Here is a 19,276-nt window from a genome sequence, read left to right on the forward strand (position 1 = left end):
GGCTCAGCCGCTTCGATAGGAGCGGACAGGGCCACTGCGGTTCGGGTCCCGGAGCAAGGTCCGGCCTGTCGCCGATGTTGCGTTCGGGCTCAGTTCGTTGACGCCGGGCCGCTCCTCGCGCGCCTCGGCGGACCGTCCGGCCGGGAGGGTGGTGCCGCCGCCCAACGGAGCCGCGGCTCTGAGATCCGATGTGCCAAGATCGTCGCCGCCGGTAAGGGCGTCCATTCCCGGCAGCGCGCCGGTGTTCGTCATGCCCTCGGCCGTCCCGCCTGTGATGCCGGCGGCCAGAGGAGTCCCGGCATCGCCGCCTCCCTGAGTGCCGGCGCTGTCGCCTTGCGCGGTGGTGCCCTCGAAATCGTCGGGCCCGAACATCTCCAGAATGCGAACGGTTTCGTCTTGCTCCGCCGCGCCGACCTGCGCCGCCACGAGAGCGCAGCCTTCCCTCAACTTGACCTCAAAGGCATTGAACTCGTCTTCTGGTAGGGAAAGTCGCCTGAGTTCTCCTGCCAGATCCGTTTCGAGAGAAAGATCGCGGAAGCCGGAGATCGATGAGATCTCCCGTCCCTTGGGGAGGCCGGCCATCGTGATCCGGGACGGAGCAACTCCCATTTCGAGCAGTGCCTGTACGGCCTGTTGAGCCTGACCGAGGTCCTTGAACAGGGCTGTAACCAAATGGGGCATGGAATCCATTCCGTGAAAGACTGTTTTTCCAACGAATACCGGGTCCGGCCGTTCCCGGTTTTCCCATTAAGCCTGACAAAAGAAAGGGCTTCCATTTTGAAGCCGGCTATGCTTGTCATGTTTTTGTCATAAACCCGTCATCCCACCTTCGCGTCGGGGTGATGAACGACAACAACGTCCCGATGGGATGATATGGGAGAGATCGGTTATGAAGCATAAATCGTTCCTCGCCGCGCTGGCCATTGGCTTCGCGACGAGCACCTCGGCCTTTGCGCAGACGGAGATCCAGTGGTGGCACGCCATGACGGGCGCCAACAATGACGTGATCAATCGTCTCGCGGAAGAATTCAACGCCAGCCAGAAGGACTACAAGGTCGTTCCGAGCTACAAGGGCAACTACGCCGATACCATGAACGCCGGTATCGCAGCCTTCCGGGCGGGCAACGCTCCTCATATCATCCAGGTCTTCGAAGTCGGCACCGCCACCATGATGGGCGCCAAGGGCGCGGTTAAGCCGGTGTATCAGCTGATGGCCGAGGCCGGCGAGAAGTTCGAGCCGACCGCCTATCTGCCGACGATCACGGGCTATTATTCGACCGCCAAGGGCGAAATGCTCTCCTTCCCGTTCAACTCGTCCTCGATGGTCATGTGGGTCAACAAGGACGAGCTGAAGAAGGCCGGCGTCAACGAGATCCCGAAGACCTGGCCGGAAGTCTTCGACGCCGCCAAGAAGCTGAAGGCCGCCGGCCATAACACCTGCGGGTTCAGCTCCGCCTGGACGACCTGGGCGATGATCGAGCAGTTCTCGGCCTGGCACAATGTGCCCCTCGCCACGAAGGCGAACGGCCTCGAGGGTTTCGATACGGAGCTGAAATTCAACTCGCCTCTGCATACCAAGCATCTTCAGACGCTGATCGATCTGCAGAAGGACAAGACCTACGACTATTCGGGCCGTGACAGCCGCTCCGAAGGCCGCTTCACCTCGGGCGAATGCGCGATCTTCCTGAACTCGTCGGGCTTCTACGGCAACGTGAAGGCCAATGCGAAGTTCGACTTCACCTCGGTCCCGATGCCGTATTACCCGGATGTGAAGGACGCTCCCCAGAACTCCATCATCGGCGGCGCTTCGCTGTGGGTCATGGGCGGCAAGAAGCCGGAAGAATACAAGGGCATCGCCAAGTTCTTCACCTTCCTGTCCGACACGGATCGCCAGGCTCGCCTGCATCAGGAATCGGGCTATCTCCCGATCACCAAGGCGGCTTACGAGAAGACCAAGGCTTCGGGCTTCTATGAGAAGAACCCCGTCCTGCAGACTCCTCTGATCGAGCTGACGACCAAGGAGCCCACGGAGAATTCCCGTGGCCTGCGTCTCGGCAACATGGTGCAGATGCGCGATGTGTGGTCGGAAGAACTCGAGGCGGCGCTTGCCGGCCAGAAGTCCGCGAAGGACGCTCTCGATGCGGCGGTTTCCCGCGGCAATCAGCTTCTGCGTCAGTTCGAGCGTACGGTCAGCCGTTAAACTCAATCGACAATCGAGAAAAATCCCGGACGGCGCAAGCCGTCCGGGATGATCTTATGAACAGCCTCGCAGACCGGTCGATGCCGTCATCTGCCGCCCATCACCGGATATTTTGAGCGCGATGGAAAAACGAGCGATTTTCTCAAGTCGGACGCTGCCTTATCTGCTGCTCCTGCCGCAGATGGCGATCACGATCATCTTCTTTTACTGGCCGGCATCCCAGGCCATCTGGCAATCCTTCCTGATGGAAGATGCCTTCGGCATGTCGTCGGAGTTCGTCGGGTTCGAGAACTATCGTCTGCTGTTCGAGCAACCCGAATATTACCGGGCGATGGTCACCACGATCATCTTCTCGTCGTTCGTCGCCTTGTTCTCCCTGGCCTGCTCGCTTTTGCTCGCAACGCAGGCGGACAAGAATCTCCGTGGCGGCGAAACCTACAAGACCTTGCTGATCTGGCCGTACGCGGTCGCTCCTGCGATCGCGGGCGTCTTGTGGATCTTCATGTTCCATCCGACCATGGGAACCCTGTCGCGCCCGATCCGGGTCATCGGGATCGACTGGAACCCCATGCTCAACGGCACACATGCCATGATCCTGCTTATCCTGTCGGCGACCTGGAAGCAGATCAGCTACAACTTCCTGTTCTTCCTTGCCGGACTGCAGGCGATCCCGAAAAGCGTCATCGAAGCGGCGGCCATTGACGGCTCCGGCCCGCTGCGTCGTTTCTGGACGATCATTTTCCCCCTCCTCTCGCCGACGACCTTCTTCTTGATCGTGGTGAACATCGTCTATGTGTTCTTCGACACCTTCGGCATCATCGACGCGGTGACCGGGGGCGGACCGGCAGGACAGACCACGACACTGGTTTACAAGGTTTATGCGGATGGACGCCTCGGCGGCGACCTCGGCGGCTCCGCAGCGCAGTCGGTGATCCTGATGATCATCGTGATCGCGCTGACCGCCATTCAATTCCGTTATGTTGAGCGCAAGGTGCAGTACTGATGGTCGAAAATCGGCGCTACAGGAATATTGCCGCGTATCTGGTGCTGACCATCGGCATCGTTATCGTCGCCTTCCCGGTCTATCTGGCGATTCTGGCCTCGACCTTCGACGTGGCAACCATCATCAACGGCAACATGCCGCTTGTTCCCGGCCCGCACGCGGCCGAGAACTACTACCAGACCTTGTTCTTCGGGGGAGCGACCTCCCGGGAGCCGGTCGGCATCATGATGTTCAACTCGATGATCATGGCGATGGGCATCGCGGTCGGAAAGATCGTGATCTCGATTCTATCCGCTTTCGCGGTCGTGTATTTCCGGTTTCCGCTTCGGATGACGGCCTTCTGGATCATCTTCATCACCCTGATGCTGCCGGTCGAGGTTCGCATTTATCCAACCTACAAGATCGTGGCGGATCTCGGACTTCTGGATACCTATACGGGACTTATCCTTCCGTTGATCGCCTCCGCGACCGGCACGCTCCTGTTCCGTCAGTTTTTCATGACGATTCCGGACGAGCTGCTGGAAGCATCCAAGATCGACGGAGCGGGTGCTTTCAGGTTCTTCAAGGATACGCTGATCCCATTGTCCATCACGACGATTGCCGCTCTGTTCGTCATCCAGTTCATCTATGGCTGGAATCAATACCTGTGGCCTCTGCTCATCACGACCAAATCGTCGATGCAGACGATCGTGATCGGCATCAAGAAGCTGACCTATTCGCAGGATGCGCTGGCTGAATGGAACATTGCCATGACGACAGCCGTGCTTGCCATGCTGCCGCCCGTTCTGGTGGTCGTGTTCATGCAGCGGCTGTTCGTGAAGGGCCTGGTCGAGACAGAGAAGTAATGGTGCGCCCCTTGGGCAGTCTCCCTCCTCGGGAGATCGGATTAGACGGAAATGACATCTCGTGCCCGATGAGCCGCACGAGCGACGTGAAGGATTGAGACGATGGCAGGCGTAACGCTCGATACGGTACGGAAGATTTATGCAGGGAACGTCGAAGCGGTGAAGGGCGTATCCCTGGGCATCAAGGACGGATCGTTCTGCGTGCTGGTGGGGCCGTCCGGTTGCGGCAAGTCGACACTTCTGCGGATGATCGCGGGTCTCGAGACGATTTCTGGCGGCGCCGTCAAGATCGGTGACCGTGTGGTGAACGAGGTCGAGCCGTCAGATCGCGATATCGCGATGGTGTTCCAGAACTATGCGCTTTATCCGCATATGAGCGTCTACGACAACATGGCCTACGGCCTGAAGAACCGGGGAACGCCGAAGCCCGAGATCGAAAAGCGCGTCAAGGAAGCCGCGCGGATCCTGGCAATCGAGAACTTCCTGGAGCGTAAACCCCGTCAACTTTCCGGTGGCCAGCGCCAGCGCGTCGCCATGGGACGCGCGATCGTCCGCAAGCCGCAGGTCTTCCTTTTCGACGAGCCTCTCTCGAATCTGGATGCGAAGCTGCGCGTGCAGATGCGTGTCGAAATCAAGCGGTTGCAGCGGGCCCTTGGCGTCACGTCGATCTATGTGACCCACGACCAGGTCGAGGCCATGACGCTCTCCGACCAGCTTGTGGTGATGAGCGGCGGGCAGATCGAGCAGGTCGGCACGCCCTCCGAGGTGTACCGCCGTCCCGAGACCCGCTTCGTCGCGACCTTCATCGGCTCGCCGCCCATGAACATCCTTCCCGGCAAGGTCGAGGGTCCCGGACGGGTTTCCGTCGGCGGCCAGATCATTGCCGTCACGGACATGCGCGATGGTCTCGCCCCGGGGACGGCCATTGAAGTCGGGCTGCGCCCCGAGGACGTGCAGGCGGGCACAGCCGGCGCCAGCGCGCTGACCATGGACGTCGACTTTGTCGAGGAACTCGGCGCGACCCAGCTCTTCCATGGAAAAGTGGCAGGTGCCGATTTCGTCGTGCAGGCTTCGACCGGCCAGATCGCCGCCGACGCGAAAAGCCTCACCCTCACCGTGGAGCCGGGCAACGTGCATCTCTTCGACCCGCAGACGACCAAGCGTCTGGGCCGCGTCTAACAGGGCCGGGGTTTAAGGCCAAGGTCACATAAGGGCCGCGGGATCTCTGCCGCGGCAATCCCTCCTCCGGCCCGTCCCTTGCTTTCGGTTGCGCCGGGGAAACAGCACCGTTATGCCTCGTTGAAAGGCGAGGATGAGGCATGACGGTCAAGGTCGACGGAGCGAAGCTCAAGATCCGGGATGTGGTGCGTGTGGCGCGTCCCAACGATAAGGGGCGCTTTGAAAAGGCGACCCTTCACCCGCAGGCACGGGAGCGGATCGCAGCCACGCGGGACTATATCGACCGCCACTGGATGCATGACGACGCCCCTCTCATGTATGCATTCAATACGGGTGTCGGCCTGTTCAAGGACCAACGGGTCCTGATCGCCGACATGGCGGCCTATCAGCGCAAAACCGTCTATGCCCATGCGACGGGAGTCGGAGAGCCGTTCGCGGAAGACGTGACGCGGGCCATGATGCTGCTGCGGGCGAACGCCTTCGCGTCCAACTATTCCGGTCCTCGCGTCGAGCTTGTGGAACGTCTGCTCGATTTCCTGAACGCGAACCTGCATCCCGTCATTCCTCAAAAGGGATCGGTCGGCGCATCGGGCGATCTGGCCCCGCTTGCCCACATGGCTGGCGCCGTTTGCGGCTTTGCCGAGGCCGAGATGATCTATCGGGGAAGGCGGATGCCCGCGAGAGAGGCGATCGCGAAGGCCGGCTTCGATCCCGATTTCGACCTTGGGGCAAAGGACGCCTCCGCTCTCATCAACGGCTCGACCACGTCGCTCGCGCTCGGGGCTCTCGCGGCTCACGACGCGCGGCGTCTCCTGAAGCATGCGGACATCGCCATGTGCCTCTCACTCGAGGCCATGCGCGGTGAGCTGGCGGCTTTCGACCCACGGGTCCACAAAGCGCGGCCTCATCCCGGCCAAGCGCGGGTTGCCCGCAATCTGCTGCGGATTCTCGATGGAACGAAGCGGTGCTCCCAAGTGGCGCGGGACATTGTTTTTCCAGATGAAGCGCGCCAGCCCGGCGCCGCGGCCCCACCCCGCGTACAGGATGTCTATTCCCTGCGCTGCACCCCCCAGGTTCACGGTCCCGCGGTCGAGGCGATGGAGTACGTCGAACGCATCATCGGGACAGAGATGAACTCCGCCACGGACAATCCGCTCATCTTCGATGACGGACAGGGTGGTTACGTTTCGATCTCCGGCGGTCACTTCCACGGCCAATACGTGGCGCAGGCCATGGATCTGCTGGCCATCGCCATGGCGGACCTCGGCGCAATCTCCGAGCGCCGCCTCGCACGTTTGATCGATCCCACGATGTCTTACGGCCTTCCCCGCAATCTGTTGGCGGGCAAACGGGGCCTGAATACGGGGTTCGCGACAGTGCAGTGTTCGATGTCGGCGCTGGTCATGGAAAATCGCGGCTTGGCCACGCCCGGTTCTGTCGACTCCATTCCGGGCAAGTCGAATGCCGAAGATCACGTTTCGAATTCCACATGGTGTGGGCGAAAGGCGCGCACCATCGTCGAGAACGTGGAACAGATCGTCGCCGGCGAGTTGTTGATGGCCGCTCAGGCGCTCACGCTCGTGGAGCCGCTGGCAAAGGAATATCCCATCGGCAAGGGCTCCGCTGCGGCGTTGGAGGCTATTCGCGCCGTGATCCCACCCGCACTCGACGGCGACCGGTGGTATGCGGCTGAGATGAACCAGGCGCTTGCGCTCGTTCGCTCCGGCAACGTGGTGGATACGGTCGAAGCCGCCATTGGGACTTTGGAATAGAGCACAATAAAAAGGGCCCGGTCATCCGGGCCCTTTCTCCATGAAACGCTTCGATATGAAACGCTTCGATTATCGGCAGCGCCGCACGGTGCGGTACACAACACTTCCGTTCGGGCGGTAAACGCGTTCCTGAACCATGCGGCACGGTCCAACTCCGGGACGGCCGATGCCCGGGCCGCATTCCCGCACGGTACGATACACAACACGCCCGTTCGGTCGAACCGACCGCACGCGACGCGTGACGCAAGCGACGTCCTCCACAAGAGAGGGAGCCTGCACCTGAGCTCCATTGAAGCGGGCCTGTGCTTCGGGTGCAGCAAAGAAACCCAATCCAAGAGCAGCGGCGAAAGCCGGGAGGATAATGGCTCGCATAATCCGATCCTTCGATATGTTATGGTGACGAACGAACAACAACGACGTCGCGCAGTTAAGGTTCCAGGAAAGGATCCGTCAGAGAATGCAACCTCGTGTCGTCATTGCGCCCGTTTCCGCATCGGATGGTGTGGAGCTCGTGGCTGCGAACCTCGCCAGCATTGCGGTGCACGAACCGTGGGTCTATCCGTGTCGTGATGCAGCGTCATTCCACGCCTATCTCGCACGCAGCGATGGCGACAGGTCCGTCGGCTTCATCGCGCGAGAGCTGCAAGGCCGCCGGATCATCGGAGTTGTGAACATCAACGAGATTGTCCGCGGTCTCTTTCAGAGCGCCTATCTCGGCTATTACGGCATGGCCGGCTGGCAAGGGCAGGGCCTGATGCGAGAAGCGGTTGAACTCGTTGTGTTATATGCGTTCGATCAGCTCGCGCTGCACAGGCTCGAGGCGAATATCCAGCCTGGCAATGCACCGTCCCTCGCTCTCGCGAAACGGCTGGGCTTTCGGCACGAGGGTTATTCACCACGATATCTCAAAATCGGCGGCGAATGGCGCGATCATGAACGCTGGGCTATTCTCTCAGAAGACTGGAGACGTCGCGTCTAATCGTTCGGCTTCAGTGATTTCTGAAAGAAGATCCGGCTGTTCCCGGCGGGAAAGTCCTTCAGTTCGCCGAACCTCTCGTATCCCAGCCGTTCGTAGAGAGCAGCAGCCTGAGGATTGAGTGTGTCAAGCCATGAGGAATGACATCCACGTTTGAGGCCTTCCGTTTCCGCAAGAGCGATCAGACGGCTGCCGATGCCATTGTGGCGAAGGTCTTCCGGCACGAAGATCAGTTCGATCGAAAGCCATCCCCGTCCGGTGCGCCCCCAAAGACCGCCAAGGATGAGCCCTTGTTCCGACCCCCGGATGACGATGGCGAGATCCTCGGTCGGAAGACCTGGGGCCAGGATCGTGCGATTGAAGTCACGCAGCTGCTCCTGAATCAAATCGTGAATGGCCACATCCGGCGATGCGATCAGTTCAAGATCGCAGGTCAAGAAACGAGCGTCCTGACCGCATCCAGCAGAACGCGCGCGGCCATATCGCCGTCTTCGAGTGTGATCGACTCCGCCGGATTGTGGCTGATGCCGCCTTTGCAGCGAACAAACAGCATCGCCACCGGGCAGAGTGCCGCCATGGCGACGGCATCGTGACCGGCGCCGGAAGCCAGATGGAGAGGAGCGACGCCAAGGCTCCTGACGGAATTTTCCAGCACGCCCAAGAGAGTTTTGTCCATTGCGGTCGCTGGAGAATCCATGAAGGGTTCAACCGTCAACGTCACACCGCGCCTCTGGGCGATTCCCGTGAATTCATCGAGCAGATCGGTGACCATGCCGTGCCGTACCGTGTCGTCGGGAGCACGGGCGTCGAGGGTAAAATCCACACGTGCCGGAATGACGTTGACCGCCCCGGGCTGCACCTTCGTGACGCCCACGGTTGCAACCGTATCGGACCGGATGGCCCCCGCGCGCTCCACCGCTGCGATCATTTCGGCTGCGGCGGCGAGGGCGTCGCGCCGCATGGCCATGGGAACGGTTCCTGCATGGCCCGCTTCGCCGATGACAGTGGCCCGAGCTCGGGTGACGCCGTTGATGGCGGAAACGAGACCGACGGGAAGCTCTGCGGCTTCGAGCTGGGGACCCTGTTCAATATGAACTTCGATATAGCCGCGATAGGCTGCAGGATCGCGTTTGATCCCTGCGATGCCTCCAGGATTTCCTCCGAACCGTACCAGCTCGTCTCTCAAGATCGCGCCATGCTCGTCGGCGCTTTCAAGCCACTCGGTCTTGTAGTTGCCCGAGAACGCATAGGAGGTGGAGAGATTGGTCGGAAAACGCGCGTTCTCCTCATCCCCGAAAGCCACGACCTCGATCGGGCAGGTGGGAACGATGCCGGCCTCCCTCAAGGCTTCGACGACAACAAGACCCAGGACAACGCCGAGGGTCCCGTCATATCGGCCGGCATCGATGACGGAGTCGATATGCGAGCCGATCAGCAATGCCGGTGCTTGGGGGGCTTTTCCTGCGAGGCGGCCAACCACTGACCCGAGCGGGTCGATATGGCTGTCGAGCCCGACCTCCTGCATCATCCGCAATGTGGCTTCCGCTGCCGCGCGATGAGCCTTTGACAGGTAGAGGCGCGTCAGCCGTTGCGGATCGTCGCTGTATCGGGCGAGTTCATCCAGCATCGCCATCGTACGGCGGCCGAGGGTCAGATCGGAGCGGTTCGTCATGAGGCCGAAGAGTTTCAGGAACCGGAGAACTACGCAAGCGAAAGCTTCTCCGGCCTCGTCACATCAGGCGGCGACGCCCAGCTTCTTCTGCAGGCTCGTGGATGATGTCGTGTATTGGAAGAGCAGCTTCTTTTCCGGGTATACGTAGCGATGCACCTTCTGAGCCGCGAGCGCACCCTCGTGAAAGCCCGACAGGATGAGCTTCAGCTTGCCCGGATAGGTGTTGATGTCACCGATCGCGAAGATCCCCGGAACGTTCGTCTCGAACTTTTCCGTGTCCACGGGAATGAGATTCTCGTGAAGGTTCAAACCCCAATCGGCGATGGGGCCAAGCTTCATGGTCAGCCCGAAGAAGGGCAGCACGACATCGCAAGCCACGTCGAAGGTGGAGCCGTCGTCCTTCTTGATGGTGACGCCCTCGAGCACGGGCGCTTTGCCTTTCAGGGCCGTCACCTGGCCGAGATGAAGGTCCATATCGCCAGCCGCGACGAGCGTGCGCATCTTCTCCACCGTATGGGGCGCGGCCCGGAAGGCGTCGCGGCGATGCAGCAGCGTGAGTCGTTTCGCAAGCGGCTGGAGATTCACCGTCCAGTCCAGAGCCGAGTCACCGCCTCCGACGATCAGAATGCGCTTGTCGCGGAACATCTCCATGTGGCGCACGGCATAGAACACGCCGGTGCCTTCATAGGCCTCGATATGGTCGATCGGCGGCTTCTTGGGCTGGAACGAACCGCCGCCGGCGGCGATCAGAATGGCTTTGCAGATGAAGGTCGTGTCGTTTTCGGAGGTCTTCACACGGAAGAGAGGGGCTTCGGGCGTTCCCAGCGCCTCGATGCTCTCCACCATCTCGTTCAGGTGGAAAGTGGGATGGAACGGCTCGATCTGGGCCATCAGATTGTCGACGAGGCCCTGACCCGTGACCATGGGAAAGCCGGGAATGTCGTAGATGGGTTTTTCGGGATAGAGCTCGGCGCATTGGCCGCCGACTTTCGGCAGAATATCGATCAGGTGACATTTGATATCGAGGAGGCCCAGTTCAAATACGGCGAACAGGCCAACAGGCCCCGCACCGATGATGACGACGTCCGTTTCGATATTGTCAGTCATGAACAGGCTCCTTCGAGAGACCTTCGAAAAGCACGGTCTCCCGCTTTTGGCAATGCGGCAGGCTTGACCGGAGTGAACCGGGATCAGCTCCCCGTGGGAGCCAGGGTCACTTCCAAGCCATCGAGGTCAGGGGTCCAGAGGATTTGGCAGGACAGGCGCGAATTGGGCTGGGTAACCACCGTATCGAGCTGATCCTCTTCCTCCTCGGTCGGTGGATAGAGTTTCGGAATCCATTCCTCCGCGACGAAGACGTGGCAGGTCGCGCACTCGCAGGCGCCGCCGCAGAGACCCTCGATCGGCAGGCCCCAATCCCGGATGATTTCCATCACCCGCCAGCCTTCTAAGGCCTCAAGGGTATGGCGCTGGCCGGAGCGATCGGTCACGTGGATGACGCCCATGAAGGGGAATTTCCTTGGATAATTCGACAGGCATATCAGGCACAGGCTGTGCCGGACGGGCTGGATATCGGCCCTTTGGGCCCGTCAGTCAACGCTTGGCGGCGGGACTTCCTCGAAACTGTCGCAGGGCCGGGAGGGTAACGGTCTTCAAACGCCCAGGGTCTGACGTCTCAAGGCCTCGTCGTTCATGAAATCGGCCATAGGACCCTGGTAGCGCATCTCGCCCCGCTCGATCACGCAAGCCTTGTCGGCTACGGCCGCGGCAAAGGCCCAATTCTGCTCGGACAGGAGGATCGCCACGCCCTCGCTCTTCATGGCGCGCACAGCTTCGGCCATCGCCTGAACGAGGACCGGCGCGATGCCTTCGGAGGGTTCATCCAAGAGAATGGCGTCGGGGTTGCCCATCAGCGTCCGGGCGATGGACAGCATCTGCTGTTCGCCCCCCGACATTTCATTGCCCCGCCGCCTTTTCATCGTCGCGAGGTTGGGAAAAAGCCGGAAGAGGCGTTCGGGCGTCCAGGGTGAGCGTCCCGGGCGGGCTCCTTGCCGCCCGACCTCAAGATTTTCCTCGACGGTCAGGTCGGTGAAAATCCGCCGGTCCTCCGGCACATACCCTAATCCCAGGCGCGCGATTCTGTAGGTCGAAAGGCCGGAGATCGGGTGCCCCTTGAAGACCAGGCGGTCGGCCTGGGCCGGGATCAGGCTCACGATGGCCTTGAGGGTGGTCGTCTTCCCGGCGCCGTTGCGGCCGATCAAGGCGGTGACCTCTCCAGGCTCCAGCTGAAAGGAGAGGCCGAACAGCACCTGCGCCCGCCCGTATGACGCTTTCAACCCGGAAACATCGAGCAGGGGGTTCATGGAGAGCTCGTCAGGAGGGGGCGCAAGCCATGCGTATCCCCAAGGTAGGCTTCCCGAACCTTCGGGTTCCGGCGGATTTCCTCCGGAGGGCCCGAGGCGATGATCTGGCCTCCCAGCAGCACCAGCACACGGTCCGCATGGCCGAACACCACATCCATGTCGTGCTCCGTGAACAGCACGCCCAGCCGACGGGACCGGGTCATCGTGTCGGTCAGCTCCATCAGGGCGGAGCGCTCGGCGGGCGCCATGCCGGCTGTCGGCTCATCCATCAGGATCAGCTTGGGGTCTCCGGCCAGCGCAATGGCGAGTTCCACCCGTTTGACGTCCCCGTAGGCAAGTTCCGCGCAGGATCGGTTGGCGGTCCCCTCCATGCCGACCTGAGCCAGCAGCTGCAAGGCATCCTCCCGGTAGCGTTCCCGCGCCGGCGTCCAGAGCCGTAAGGCTTCCCGATGACGGCTGATGAGGGCCATCTGGATATTTTCCAGAACCGTCATCGACAGGAAAGCCTGGGCGACCTGAAAGGTGCGGCCGATCCCTTTCCTGAAGCGATCCTGGGGCGTCGCATCGGTGATTGCGACGCCGTCGAGAAGAACGCTTCCCGCATCGGCGCGGAGCTGTCCGCCGATCATGTTGAACACGGTCGATTTGCCGGCCCCGTTCGGGCCGATCAACGCGACCATCTCGCCCCGCTCCACCGTCAGGCTGACATCGCGCGCGGCGACGACGCCGCCGAAGGCTTTTCTCAGCCCTTTTGCCTCGAGCAGGGTCATGCCCGCTCCTCCCGTCCATGGAAGACGGTGCCGACGAGGCCACGTGGAAAGATCAGCACCATGGTGATAATGCTCAAGCCCAGAAGCAAGCGCCAGAAAGGCGTCAGGGGCATGATCCAATCCCGAAGGGCGTGCAGCACCGCCGCTCCCGCCAGCGGGCCGGTGAGGGCCTGTATGCCGCCCAGAAGCAGCATCGTAAGCGCATCGACGGAGGTCGGGATTCCCAGCAGGCTCGGATCCACCGAGCCGCGAGAAAAGGCATACAGGGCGCCGGCCAGTCCGGCCCCCGCGCCGGCAGCGACAAAGGCCAGCCAGCGATGGCGGCGGACTGCAAGGCCGATGGACTCGGCCCGGGGCTCCGAGTCGCGGGCGGCCCGCAGGGCATAGCCGAAAGGCGCATCGATGAGACGCGTGAGCCCGAACAGGGCGATCGCCGTTACGGCAAGGGTGAGAAGATAATAAATGGCCCGGGGGCCGGCCCATGCGGGGGGCCAGACACCGATAATGCCGTTGTCGCCTCCGGTGACATCAACCCATTGGAAGGCCACCGCATACAGGATCTGCGCCGCCGCGAGGGTCATCATGGCGAGGTAGATCCCGGAGAGCCGCACGAGAAAGGCCCCGATGAGTGCCCCGCCGGCTCCGGCGAGCAGGAGGCCGGACGGAACGGCTACAAACATGGATGCCTCAAGCCATTTGACGGCGAGCGCTGCCCCATAGGCTCCCAACCCGAAGAAGGCCGCATGGCCGAAGCTCACGAGGCCTCCCACTCCGATGAGGAGCTGAAGGCTGAAGGCAAACAGGGCAAGGATCAGGATTTCCGTCGCCACCTTGAGGAGGTAGGGATCCGCGATCAGCGGAAGCGCGGCCAGAACCACGAGAACGGCGATCATCAAAAGAGGGCCGGAGCGGACCGGAGCGCGGCTTGCGATCCCCACCACATGAGATCCGCCTGTCGCTTCCGGCCGTCCGAAGAACCCGTTGGGCCTGATGGCCAGCACCAGGGCCATGAGCAGGAAGACGACCACAAGCGTGCTCTTGGGGAAAATGAGAATCCCGAAAGCCTGCAATTGTCCGATGATGAGCGCGGCGAGAAACGCGCCCGGCACGCTTCCCATGCCGCCTACGACGGTCACCACGAAGCATTCCGCGATGACCGAAAGGTCCATTCCGGTATTCGCTGCGACGCGCGGAATCTGCAGGGCGCCGCCAAGTCCTGCGAGAAAGGCGCCGCAGAACAGCGTCCCGGTGAAGAGGAGCGCCTGGTTGACGCCGAGGGCCGCCACCATGTCCCGGTCCTGAGTCGCTGCCCTGACCAGGATTCCGAAGCGCGTCCTGCGCAAAAGGAGCCAGACGGCTCCGAGGACGATCGGGCCCGCGATGATCAGTGCAAGCTCGTAGGATGGAAACCGACGGCCGAGAATTTCAATCGGCTGGCGCAATCCGGGCGCGCGCGGGCCGAGGATGTCCTGCGGGCCGAAGATCTGCACCACGAGATCCTGAAAAACCAGAACGACGCCGAACGTGGCCAGCAGCTGGAAGAGTTCCGGTGCGCGATAGATGCGACGAAGAAGCAGGATTTCGAGCAGAATGCCGATCAGTCCCACCACCAGGGCCGATAGGACGATGCCGGCCCAGAAAGTCGCCGGCCCATAGGACATTTCGAGGAGGCGCGGCACAAGGGTCGCAGCCGTGTAGGCGCCCACCATGTAGAGCGAGCCATGGGCGAAATTAACGATCCGCGTCACGCCGAACACGAGGGTCAGGCCACAGGCGGTGATGAAGAGAGATGAGGCGCTGGCAAGCCCGTTCAGCGCCTGAATCAGAATAAAGGACAGGTCCATCAAGGATCAGCCTGCCCTGAACGGAAGCGCAAACGCGCGCGCAGCCATGGACCGGTCAGTCCTTTCTGGTCGCCTTCACCTCGGCTTCGGAGGGCATGAACGACGCCCCATCGTTGTATTTCCACTCCGTCATACCGCCCGTGGCTCCCTTGAGCACCAGCTTGCCGACCCAAGCGCCCATGGTGGATTGGTTGTCGAGGCCTCGCATGGTCACGGGACCGATCACCGTGTCGAACTTGGCGTCCTCCAGGGCTTTGACCAGAGCCTCCGTCTCCACGGAACCCGCACGCTCGATCGTGTCGCGAATCATATTCACGACCACGTAGCCCAAGAGCGAGCCGAGGCGAGGCGTATCGTTGTATTTTGCCCGGTACGTGTCCACGAAAGCCTTGTGCTTCGGATCCTTGATCTCGTCCCAGGGATACCCGGTGACGGTCCAGCCCTCCGGAATCTCGTCCTTGAGGGGAAGCAGCCATTCCGGTTCACCCGTCAGCAGCGACAGGACCGTCTTGCCCTCGAAAAGACCGCGGGAATTGCCCTCGCGCACGAACTGCGTCAGGTCCGGCCCGAAGGTCACATTGAAGATGCCGTCGGGCTTTGCCTGCTCGATCGCCGACACGGTGGCCCCGGCCTCGATCTTTCCCAGGGCCGGATATTGCTCGGCGACGATCTCGGCGCCCGGCACGCGCTCCTTGATCAGCCGCTTGAACACCTCGGCGGCCGATTGGCCGTATTCGTAGTTCGGAGCCACGATGGCCCACCGCTTCGCCCCCGAGGCCTTGGCCTGGTCCACGAGCATCCCGACCTGCATGAAGTTGCTGGGACGGACGCGGAAGGTGTAGCGGTTGCCCTGCGCCATGGTGATGGCGTCGGTCAGCGGTTCCGCGGCGATGTAGAGGATCTTCTTCTGGTTGGCGTAATCCGCCATGGCGACGCCGACATTCGAAAGGAACGAGCCGAACAGGAACGACACTCCCTCTCGGGTCACCAGCTCTTCCGCGACCCGCGTCGCGTCGCCCGTGGTCGCGCCGTCGTCGCGGGAGATGATCTCGATCTTGCGGCCGAGCACGCCTCCCATGGCGTTGATTTCATCGACCGCCAGCTGCCAGCCTTGGCGATACGGGACGGTGAAGGCGGCCCATTTGCTATAGGAGTTCAGCTCACCGATCCGGATGGGGGCCTGCTGCGCCTGAACGGTCGGAGCTGCGAGCGCGAGCCCCAGTCCGAGAGCGAGCCAGCGGGTCATCGATGTCTTCGCCATCTGTCGTCACCTGCAATGTAGGACCAGCGTGGGTGTAGGGCTATTCTGGTCCGGAAGAAAGCCTCAATCACGTTTCTGGAAAGAATTCCTTCCTTGCCAGGTCCAGGAGGCCAGTGCCAATCTCTGGTTCCCCTTTCCGTGCCCTTGGGCTTTTTCGAACCATATCATGCTTCTCAGTCACGATCCCGCACGCGCCTTTATGCCTTATCCGTCCGTCGAGGTTCCTCATGCGGAGACAGGGCCGCTTTCCGGCCTGAGCTTCGCGGTGAAGGATCTGTTCGACGTTGCCGGATACCCGACCGGCGCAGGCTCCCCGCAGATGCTGGCCATGTCAGGGCTGAAGACCCGTACGGCGCCGGTTGTACGAGCGCTCCTCAATGCCGGCGCCCGATTTGTCGGCAAGACGATCACGGATGAGCTTGCCTTTTCCATGAGCGGCAAGAATGCCCATTTCGGGACGCCGGTGAACGGCCGTGCGCCCGACCGAATTCCAGGTGGGTCGTCATCCGGTTCCGCATCGGCCGTTTCGAGCGGTTTATGCGATTTCGCTCTTGGCACCGATACCGGCGGATCCGTGCGGGCGCCTGCGAGTCATTGCGGGCTTTTCGGGATTCGTCCGACTCATGGTCGCGTGAGCCTGGAAGGCTGCCATGATCTCGCCCCCTCGTTCGACACCTGCGGCTACTTCGCCCGAGATGGGGAGACCTTCCTCCGTGTCGGGGAGGTCCTGCTGGGAGCCGACAGCCAAGCTCTTGCGGTCCGCCCTCGGCTCATGCTGGCAGGAGATGCCTTCGGGCTTCTGGACGGCTCCGTGCGTGAGGCGCTGGCACCGGCCGTCAGGAAGGTCGAGGCGTTGCTGGGACCGGCAGAAGCGATCGATGTGGCGAACGAGGGTTTCACGGCCTTGTATTGGGCGATGCGCTATATTCAGTCTCGGGAAGCCTGGATTGTCGATGGCCCCATGATCGAGCGCCTGAAGCCGCCGCTGGGCCCGGGGGTCGCCGACCGATTCGCTTTTGCGCAGGACGTCACCGACCGGCAGGTGGCTGAGGCGCAGGTCATCCGCAAGGCCTTCCGGGAGCGCTTCAAGGCGTTGCTCGGCCCGGACAGGATTCTTGTTCTGCCGACCATGCCGGATGTGGCTCCTCTGTTGACGGAGACCGACGAGGCCTTGAACGATTATCGAAACAAGGCGCTGAATCTGCAGTGTCTTTCGGTTCTGTCCGGATTGCCGCAGGTCTCGCTTCCGCTCGCCACGAAAGATGGAGCACCGCTCGGCCTATCCCTGATCGGCCCCGCAGGTTCGGATCTCAGCCTCGTGGCCCTGGCGTCCGGGATTGTCGAAGGTTGATGCGCAGGGCTTGAACCGGCAGCCCTTCGGCCGAGTTACGGGCAGAGACGAGGTTCTGTGAAAAGGTGAAAAAGGGGCATCCATGAGCCATCCGATTGTCTACTCGAAGATCCCCCACGTGGCCGTCCCGAGCGCCTGCACCTTGGGGGAGGGTGCTCTCTGGGATCACCGAACCGGTACGCTTCTTTGGGTCGACATCAAGAATCCGGGCGTCTGGCGCTACAACCCCGACACGGGCGAGCATCAGCGGATCCAGGCGCCGGAGCCGGTCGGCTTCGTGGTTCTGACCAGCGATCCTGAAACGGTCGTCGCCGGGTTCAAGTCGGGACTGGCGCGGTTCGATCTGAAGACCGGGCAGTCGACACCGATTGTCTCCCCCGAGCCCGAGCAGCCGGGGAACCGCATCAACGATGGGCATGTCGGGCCGGACGGGGCGATCTACTTCGGAACCATGCACGACGCGGAGACGGCACCGACGGGCGCCTTCTGGCGCTGGGATGGAAAAGAGCTCACACGTTTCCATGAGGGCATCATCGTCACCAACGGTCCGGCCTCCAGCCCTGACGGACGGACGCTCTACGCCACGGACACGACGCGGGGCATCATCTACGCGTTCGACTTCAATCAGGGGCGGCTCGGTGAGCCGCGTGTCTTTGTTCGGTTCGAGCAGGGCTGGGGTCATCCCGACGGCATGACGGTCGACCATCGCGGACATGTCTGGGTGTGCCATTGGGGCGGATCGCGCATCACGCGTTTTACCCCCGAAGGCCGGGCTGAAATGATCATCCCGGTGCCCACGGCTCAGGTCACCAATTGCGTCTTCGGCGGGCCGGATCTGACGACCCTTTACATCACGACCGCGAGCGTCGGCCACGATCCTCATACGGACCCGATGGCCGGCCATCTTTATGTGGTTGAGACCGGAACCCACGGGTTTCAGGCCAACATCTTCGAAGGATAGGTCATGACGATCAGCCGTTTCGGAGCCGTTGACGGCGAGGAGGTCTCGGAAATCGTCCTGACGGGACCGGACGGTCTCGAGATGCGGGTGCTGACGTGGGGCGCCGTCATTCGGGATCTGGTGGTTCCAACGCGGCAGCGGCCGCAACACGTCGTTCTGGGTCTCAACACCCTCGAGGATTACCGGGCCCATTCTCCGTATTTCGGGGCTATTGTGGGGCGCTACGCGAATCGCATCGGGCAAGCGCAGTTCACCCTCGACGGAACCACATACAAGGTCGACGCCAACGAGGGGCGCAATCAGCTCCACGGAGGATCGAGCGGCTTTGGCACGCGCCTGTGGACTCTCATCGATCGGCAGCCATCCAGCGTTACGCTCGCTCTGGTGTCGGAGGACGGCGACATGGGTTATCCCGGCCGTCTCGTTGCCGTTTGTACCTATGCTTTGCTGGCTGGCGCGACGGTGCGGATCACACTTGAAGCAACGTGCGATCAGCCGACGCCGGTGAACCTGACGACGCACGGTTACTTCAATCTCGACGGCAGTCCCGACATCTGCTCGCATCATCTCATGATCGCGGCGGACTACATCACGCCCACGTTTCCCGATCTGATTCCCACGGGAGAGATCCGAAGCGTGATCGGGTCGCCTTACGATTTCCGCACGCAGCGTCCGATCGGTGCCGCTCAGCTGCTCCAGGAGCGGACCTCCTACGATACCAATTATGTGCTGCGAGGACCAAACGGCGAGCTGCGCCATGCGGCGACCCTGCAGTCCCTCAATACGGGCTTATCGATGGAGCTTTGGACCACGGAGCCGGGAGTTCAGTTTTACGACGGGCATCTGCTTGACATGCCGGTCGAGGGACTGAACGGAGTTCATTACGGTCCCCATGCCGGGCTCTGCCTTGAGCCGCAACGGTTTCCGGATGGCCCTAATAAGGCCCATTTTCCCCCCTGTATTCTGACCCCTGGTTTGGTTTCCCGGCAGGTCAGCGAGCTGCGATTCGCCTCCATCTGAGGGAACTTTGCCGTTTGAAGGCTCGTTGTTTCCGTAAGGTACCCTTCCGGGTACAGGTG

At 61.9% G+C, this 19,276-nt stretch carries 18 protein-coding genes; 9 read left to right on the top strand and 9 right to left on the bottom strand.

Annotation, left to right across the window (positions count from 1 at the left end; all coding sequences use genetic code 11):
* Positions 1-3: 3 nt before the first annotated feature.
* A complete protein-coding gene (locus LJD17_RS03495; RefSeq protein WP_227382741.1) occupies positions 4-681 on the bottom strand; it encodes a hypothetical protein in 678 nt (225 codons plus the stop codon).
* Positions 682-889: 208 nt separating this feature from the next.
* Here LJD17_RS03495 and ugpB point away from each other — a divergent pair, with 208 nt between their 5' ends.
* From ugpB to LJD17_RS03525, 6 genes are all read left to right on the top strand, one after another.
* Positions 890-2,200 carry a sn-glycerol-3-phosphate ABC transporter substrate-binding protein UgpB gene (ugpB, locus tag LJD17_RS03500; RefSeq protein WP_227382742.1) on the top strand — a complete coding sequence of 437 codons (1,311 nt, stop codon included), beginning with the start codon at positions 890-892 and terminating at the stop codon, positions 2,198-2,200.
* Positions 2,201-2,321: 121 nt separating this feature from the next.
* On the top strand, positions 2,322-3,203 hold the full coding sequence (ugpA, locus tag LJD17_RS03505) for a sn-glycerol-3-phosphate ABC transporter permease UgpA (RefSeq protein WP_227382743.1): 882 nt from the start codon (positions 2,322-2,324) through the stop codon (positions 3,201-3,203).
* Positions 3,203-4,048 (top strand): sn-glycerol-3-phosphate ABC transporter permease UgpE, encoded by an 846-nt coding sequence (ugpE, locus tag LJD17_RS03510; protein ID WP_227382744.1) that lies wholly within the window; start codon positions 3,203-3,205, stop codon positions 4,046-4,048. The genes ugpA and ugpE overlap by 1 nt, the downstream gene beginning before the upstream one ends.
* A 102-nt stretch (positions 4,049-4,150) precedes the next feature.
* Positions 4,151-5,227, top strand: a complete 1,077-nt coding sequence (locus LJD17_RS03515) for a sn-glycerol-3-phosphate import ATP-binding protein UgpC (protein ID WP_227382745.1) — start codon at positions 4,151-4,153, stop codon at positions 5,225-5,227.
* A gap of 140 nt (positions 5,228-5,367) precedes the next feature.
* Complete coding sequence (locus LJD17_RS03520) at positions 5,368-6,999, top strand: HAL/PAL/TAL family ammonia-lyase (RefSeq protein WP_227382746.1); 1,632 nt, start codon at positions 5,368-5,370, stop codon at positions 6,997-6,999.
* Positions 7,000-7,456: 457 nt separating this feature from the next.
* Positions 7,457-7,978, top strand: coding sequence for a GNAT family N-acetyltransferase (locus LJD17_RS03525; RefSeq protein WP_227382747.1), 522 nt, complete (start codon positions 7,457-7,459; stop codon positions 7,976-7,978).
* Here LJD17_RS03525 and LJD17_RS03530 read toward each other — a convergent pair.
* The 8 genes from LJD17_RS03530 to LJD17_RS03565 form a co-directional block, all read right to left on the bottom strand.
* Complete coding sequence (locus tag LJD17_RS03530; protein WP_227382748.1) at positions 7,975-8,412, bottom strand: GNAT family N-acetyltransferase; 438 nt, start codon at positions 8,410-8,412, stop codon at positions 7,975-7,977. The two genes, LJD17_RS03525 and LJD17_RS03530, sit on opposite strands and share 4 nt — an antisense overlap.
* Positions 8,409-9,647: an allantoate amidohydrolase gene (locus LJD17_RS03535; protein ID WP_227382749.1), complete on the bottom strand. Its 1,239-nt coding sequence runs from the start codon at positions 9,645-9,647 to the stop codon at positions 8,409-8,411. The genes LJD17_RS03530 and LJD17_RS03535 overlap by 4 nt, the downstream gene beginning before the upstream one ends.
* A 63-nt stretch (positions 9,648-9,710) precedes the next feature.
* Positions 9,711-10,754, bottom strand: a complete 1,044-nt coding sequence (locus LJD17_RS03540; protein ID WP_227382750.1) for an NAD(P)/FAD-dependent oxidoreductase — start codon at positions 10,752-10,754, stop codon at positions 9,711-9,713.
* An 83-nt stretch (positions 10,755-10,837) separates the two neighbouring features.
* Positions 10,838-11,152, bottom strand: a complete 315-nt coding sequence (locus LJD17_RS03545; protein ID WP_227382751.1) for a 2Fe-2S iron-sulfur cluster-binding protein — start codon at positions 11,150-11,152, stop codon at positions 10,838-10,840.
* Between the two features lie 147 nt (positions 11,153-11,299).
* Complete coding sequence (locus LJD17_RS03550; protein ID WP_227382752.1) at positions 11,300-12,010, bottom strand: ABC transporter ATP-binding protein; 711 nt, start codon at positions 12,008-12,010, stop codon at positions 11,300-11,302.
* On the bottom strand, positions 12,007-12,780 hold the full coding sequence (locus LJD17_RS03555; RefSeq protein ID WP_227382753.1) for an ABC transporter ATP-binding protein: 774 nt from the start codon (positions 12,778-12,780) through the stop codon (positions 12,007-12,009). Before LJD17_RS03555 ends, LJD17_RS03550 begins: the two co-directional genes overlap by 4 nt.
* Positions 12,777-14,624 (bottom strand): ABC transporter permease, encoded by a 1,848-nt coding sequence (locus LJD17_RS03560; RefSeq protein ID WP_227382754.1) that lies wholly within the window; start codon positions 14,622-14,624, stop codon positions 12,777-12,779. Before LJD17_RS03560 ends, LJD17_RS03555 begins: the two co-directional genes overlap by 4 nt.
* A gap of 55 nt (positions 14,625-14,679) precedes the next feature.
* On the bottom strand, positions 14,680-15,885 hold the full coding sequence (locus LJD17_RS03565; protein WP_227382755.1) for an ABC transporter substrate-binding protein: 1,206 nt from the start codon (positions 15,883-15,885) through the stop codon (positions 14,680-14,682).
* 166 nt (positions 15,886-16,051) lie between these two features.
* Here LJD17_RS03565 and LJD17_RS03570 point away from each other — a divergent pair, with 166 nt between their 5' ends.
* The 3 genes from LJD17_RS03570 (at position 16,052) to LJD17_RS03580 (ending at position 19,217) form a co-directional block, all read left to right on the top strand.
* Positions 16,052-17,236 (top strand): amidase, encoded by a 1,185-nt coding sequence (locus LJD17_RS03570; protein WP_227382756.1) that lies wholly within the window; start codon positions 16,052-16,054, stop codon positions 17,234-17,236.
* Positions 17,237-17,318: 82 nt separating this feature from the next.
* Positions 17,319-18,197, top strand: a complete 879-nt coding sequence (locus LJD17_RS03575; RefSeq protein ID WP_227382757.1) for an SMP-30/gluconolactonase/LRE family protein — start codon at positions 17,319-17,321, stop codon at positions 18,195-18,197.
* Positions 18,198-18,200: 3 nt separating this feature from the next.
* On the top strand, positions 18,201-19,217 hold the full coding sequence (locus tag LJD17_RS03580; RefSeq protein WP_227382758.1) for an aldose epimerase family protein: 1,017 nt from the start codon (positions 18,201-18,203) through the stop codon (positions 19,215-19,217).
* Positions 19,218-19,276 lie beyond the last annotated feature (59 nt).

It is taken from the genome of Microvirga rosea, from assembly GCF_020595095.1.
GTDB classification, from domain to species: domain Bacteria; phylum Pseudomonadota; class Alphaproteobacteria; order Rhizobiales; family Beijerinckiaceae; genus Microvirga; species Microvirga rosea.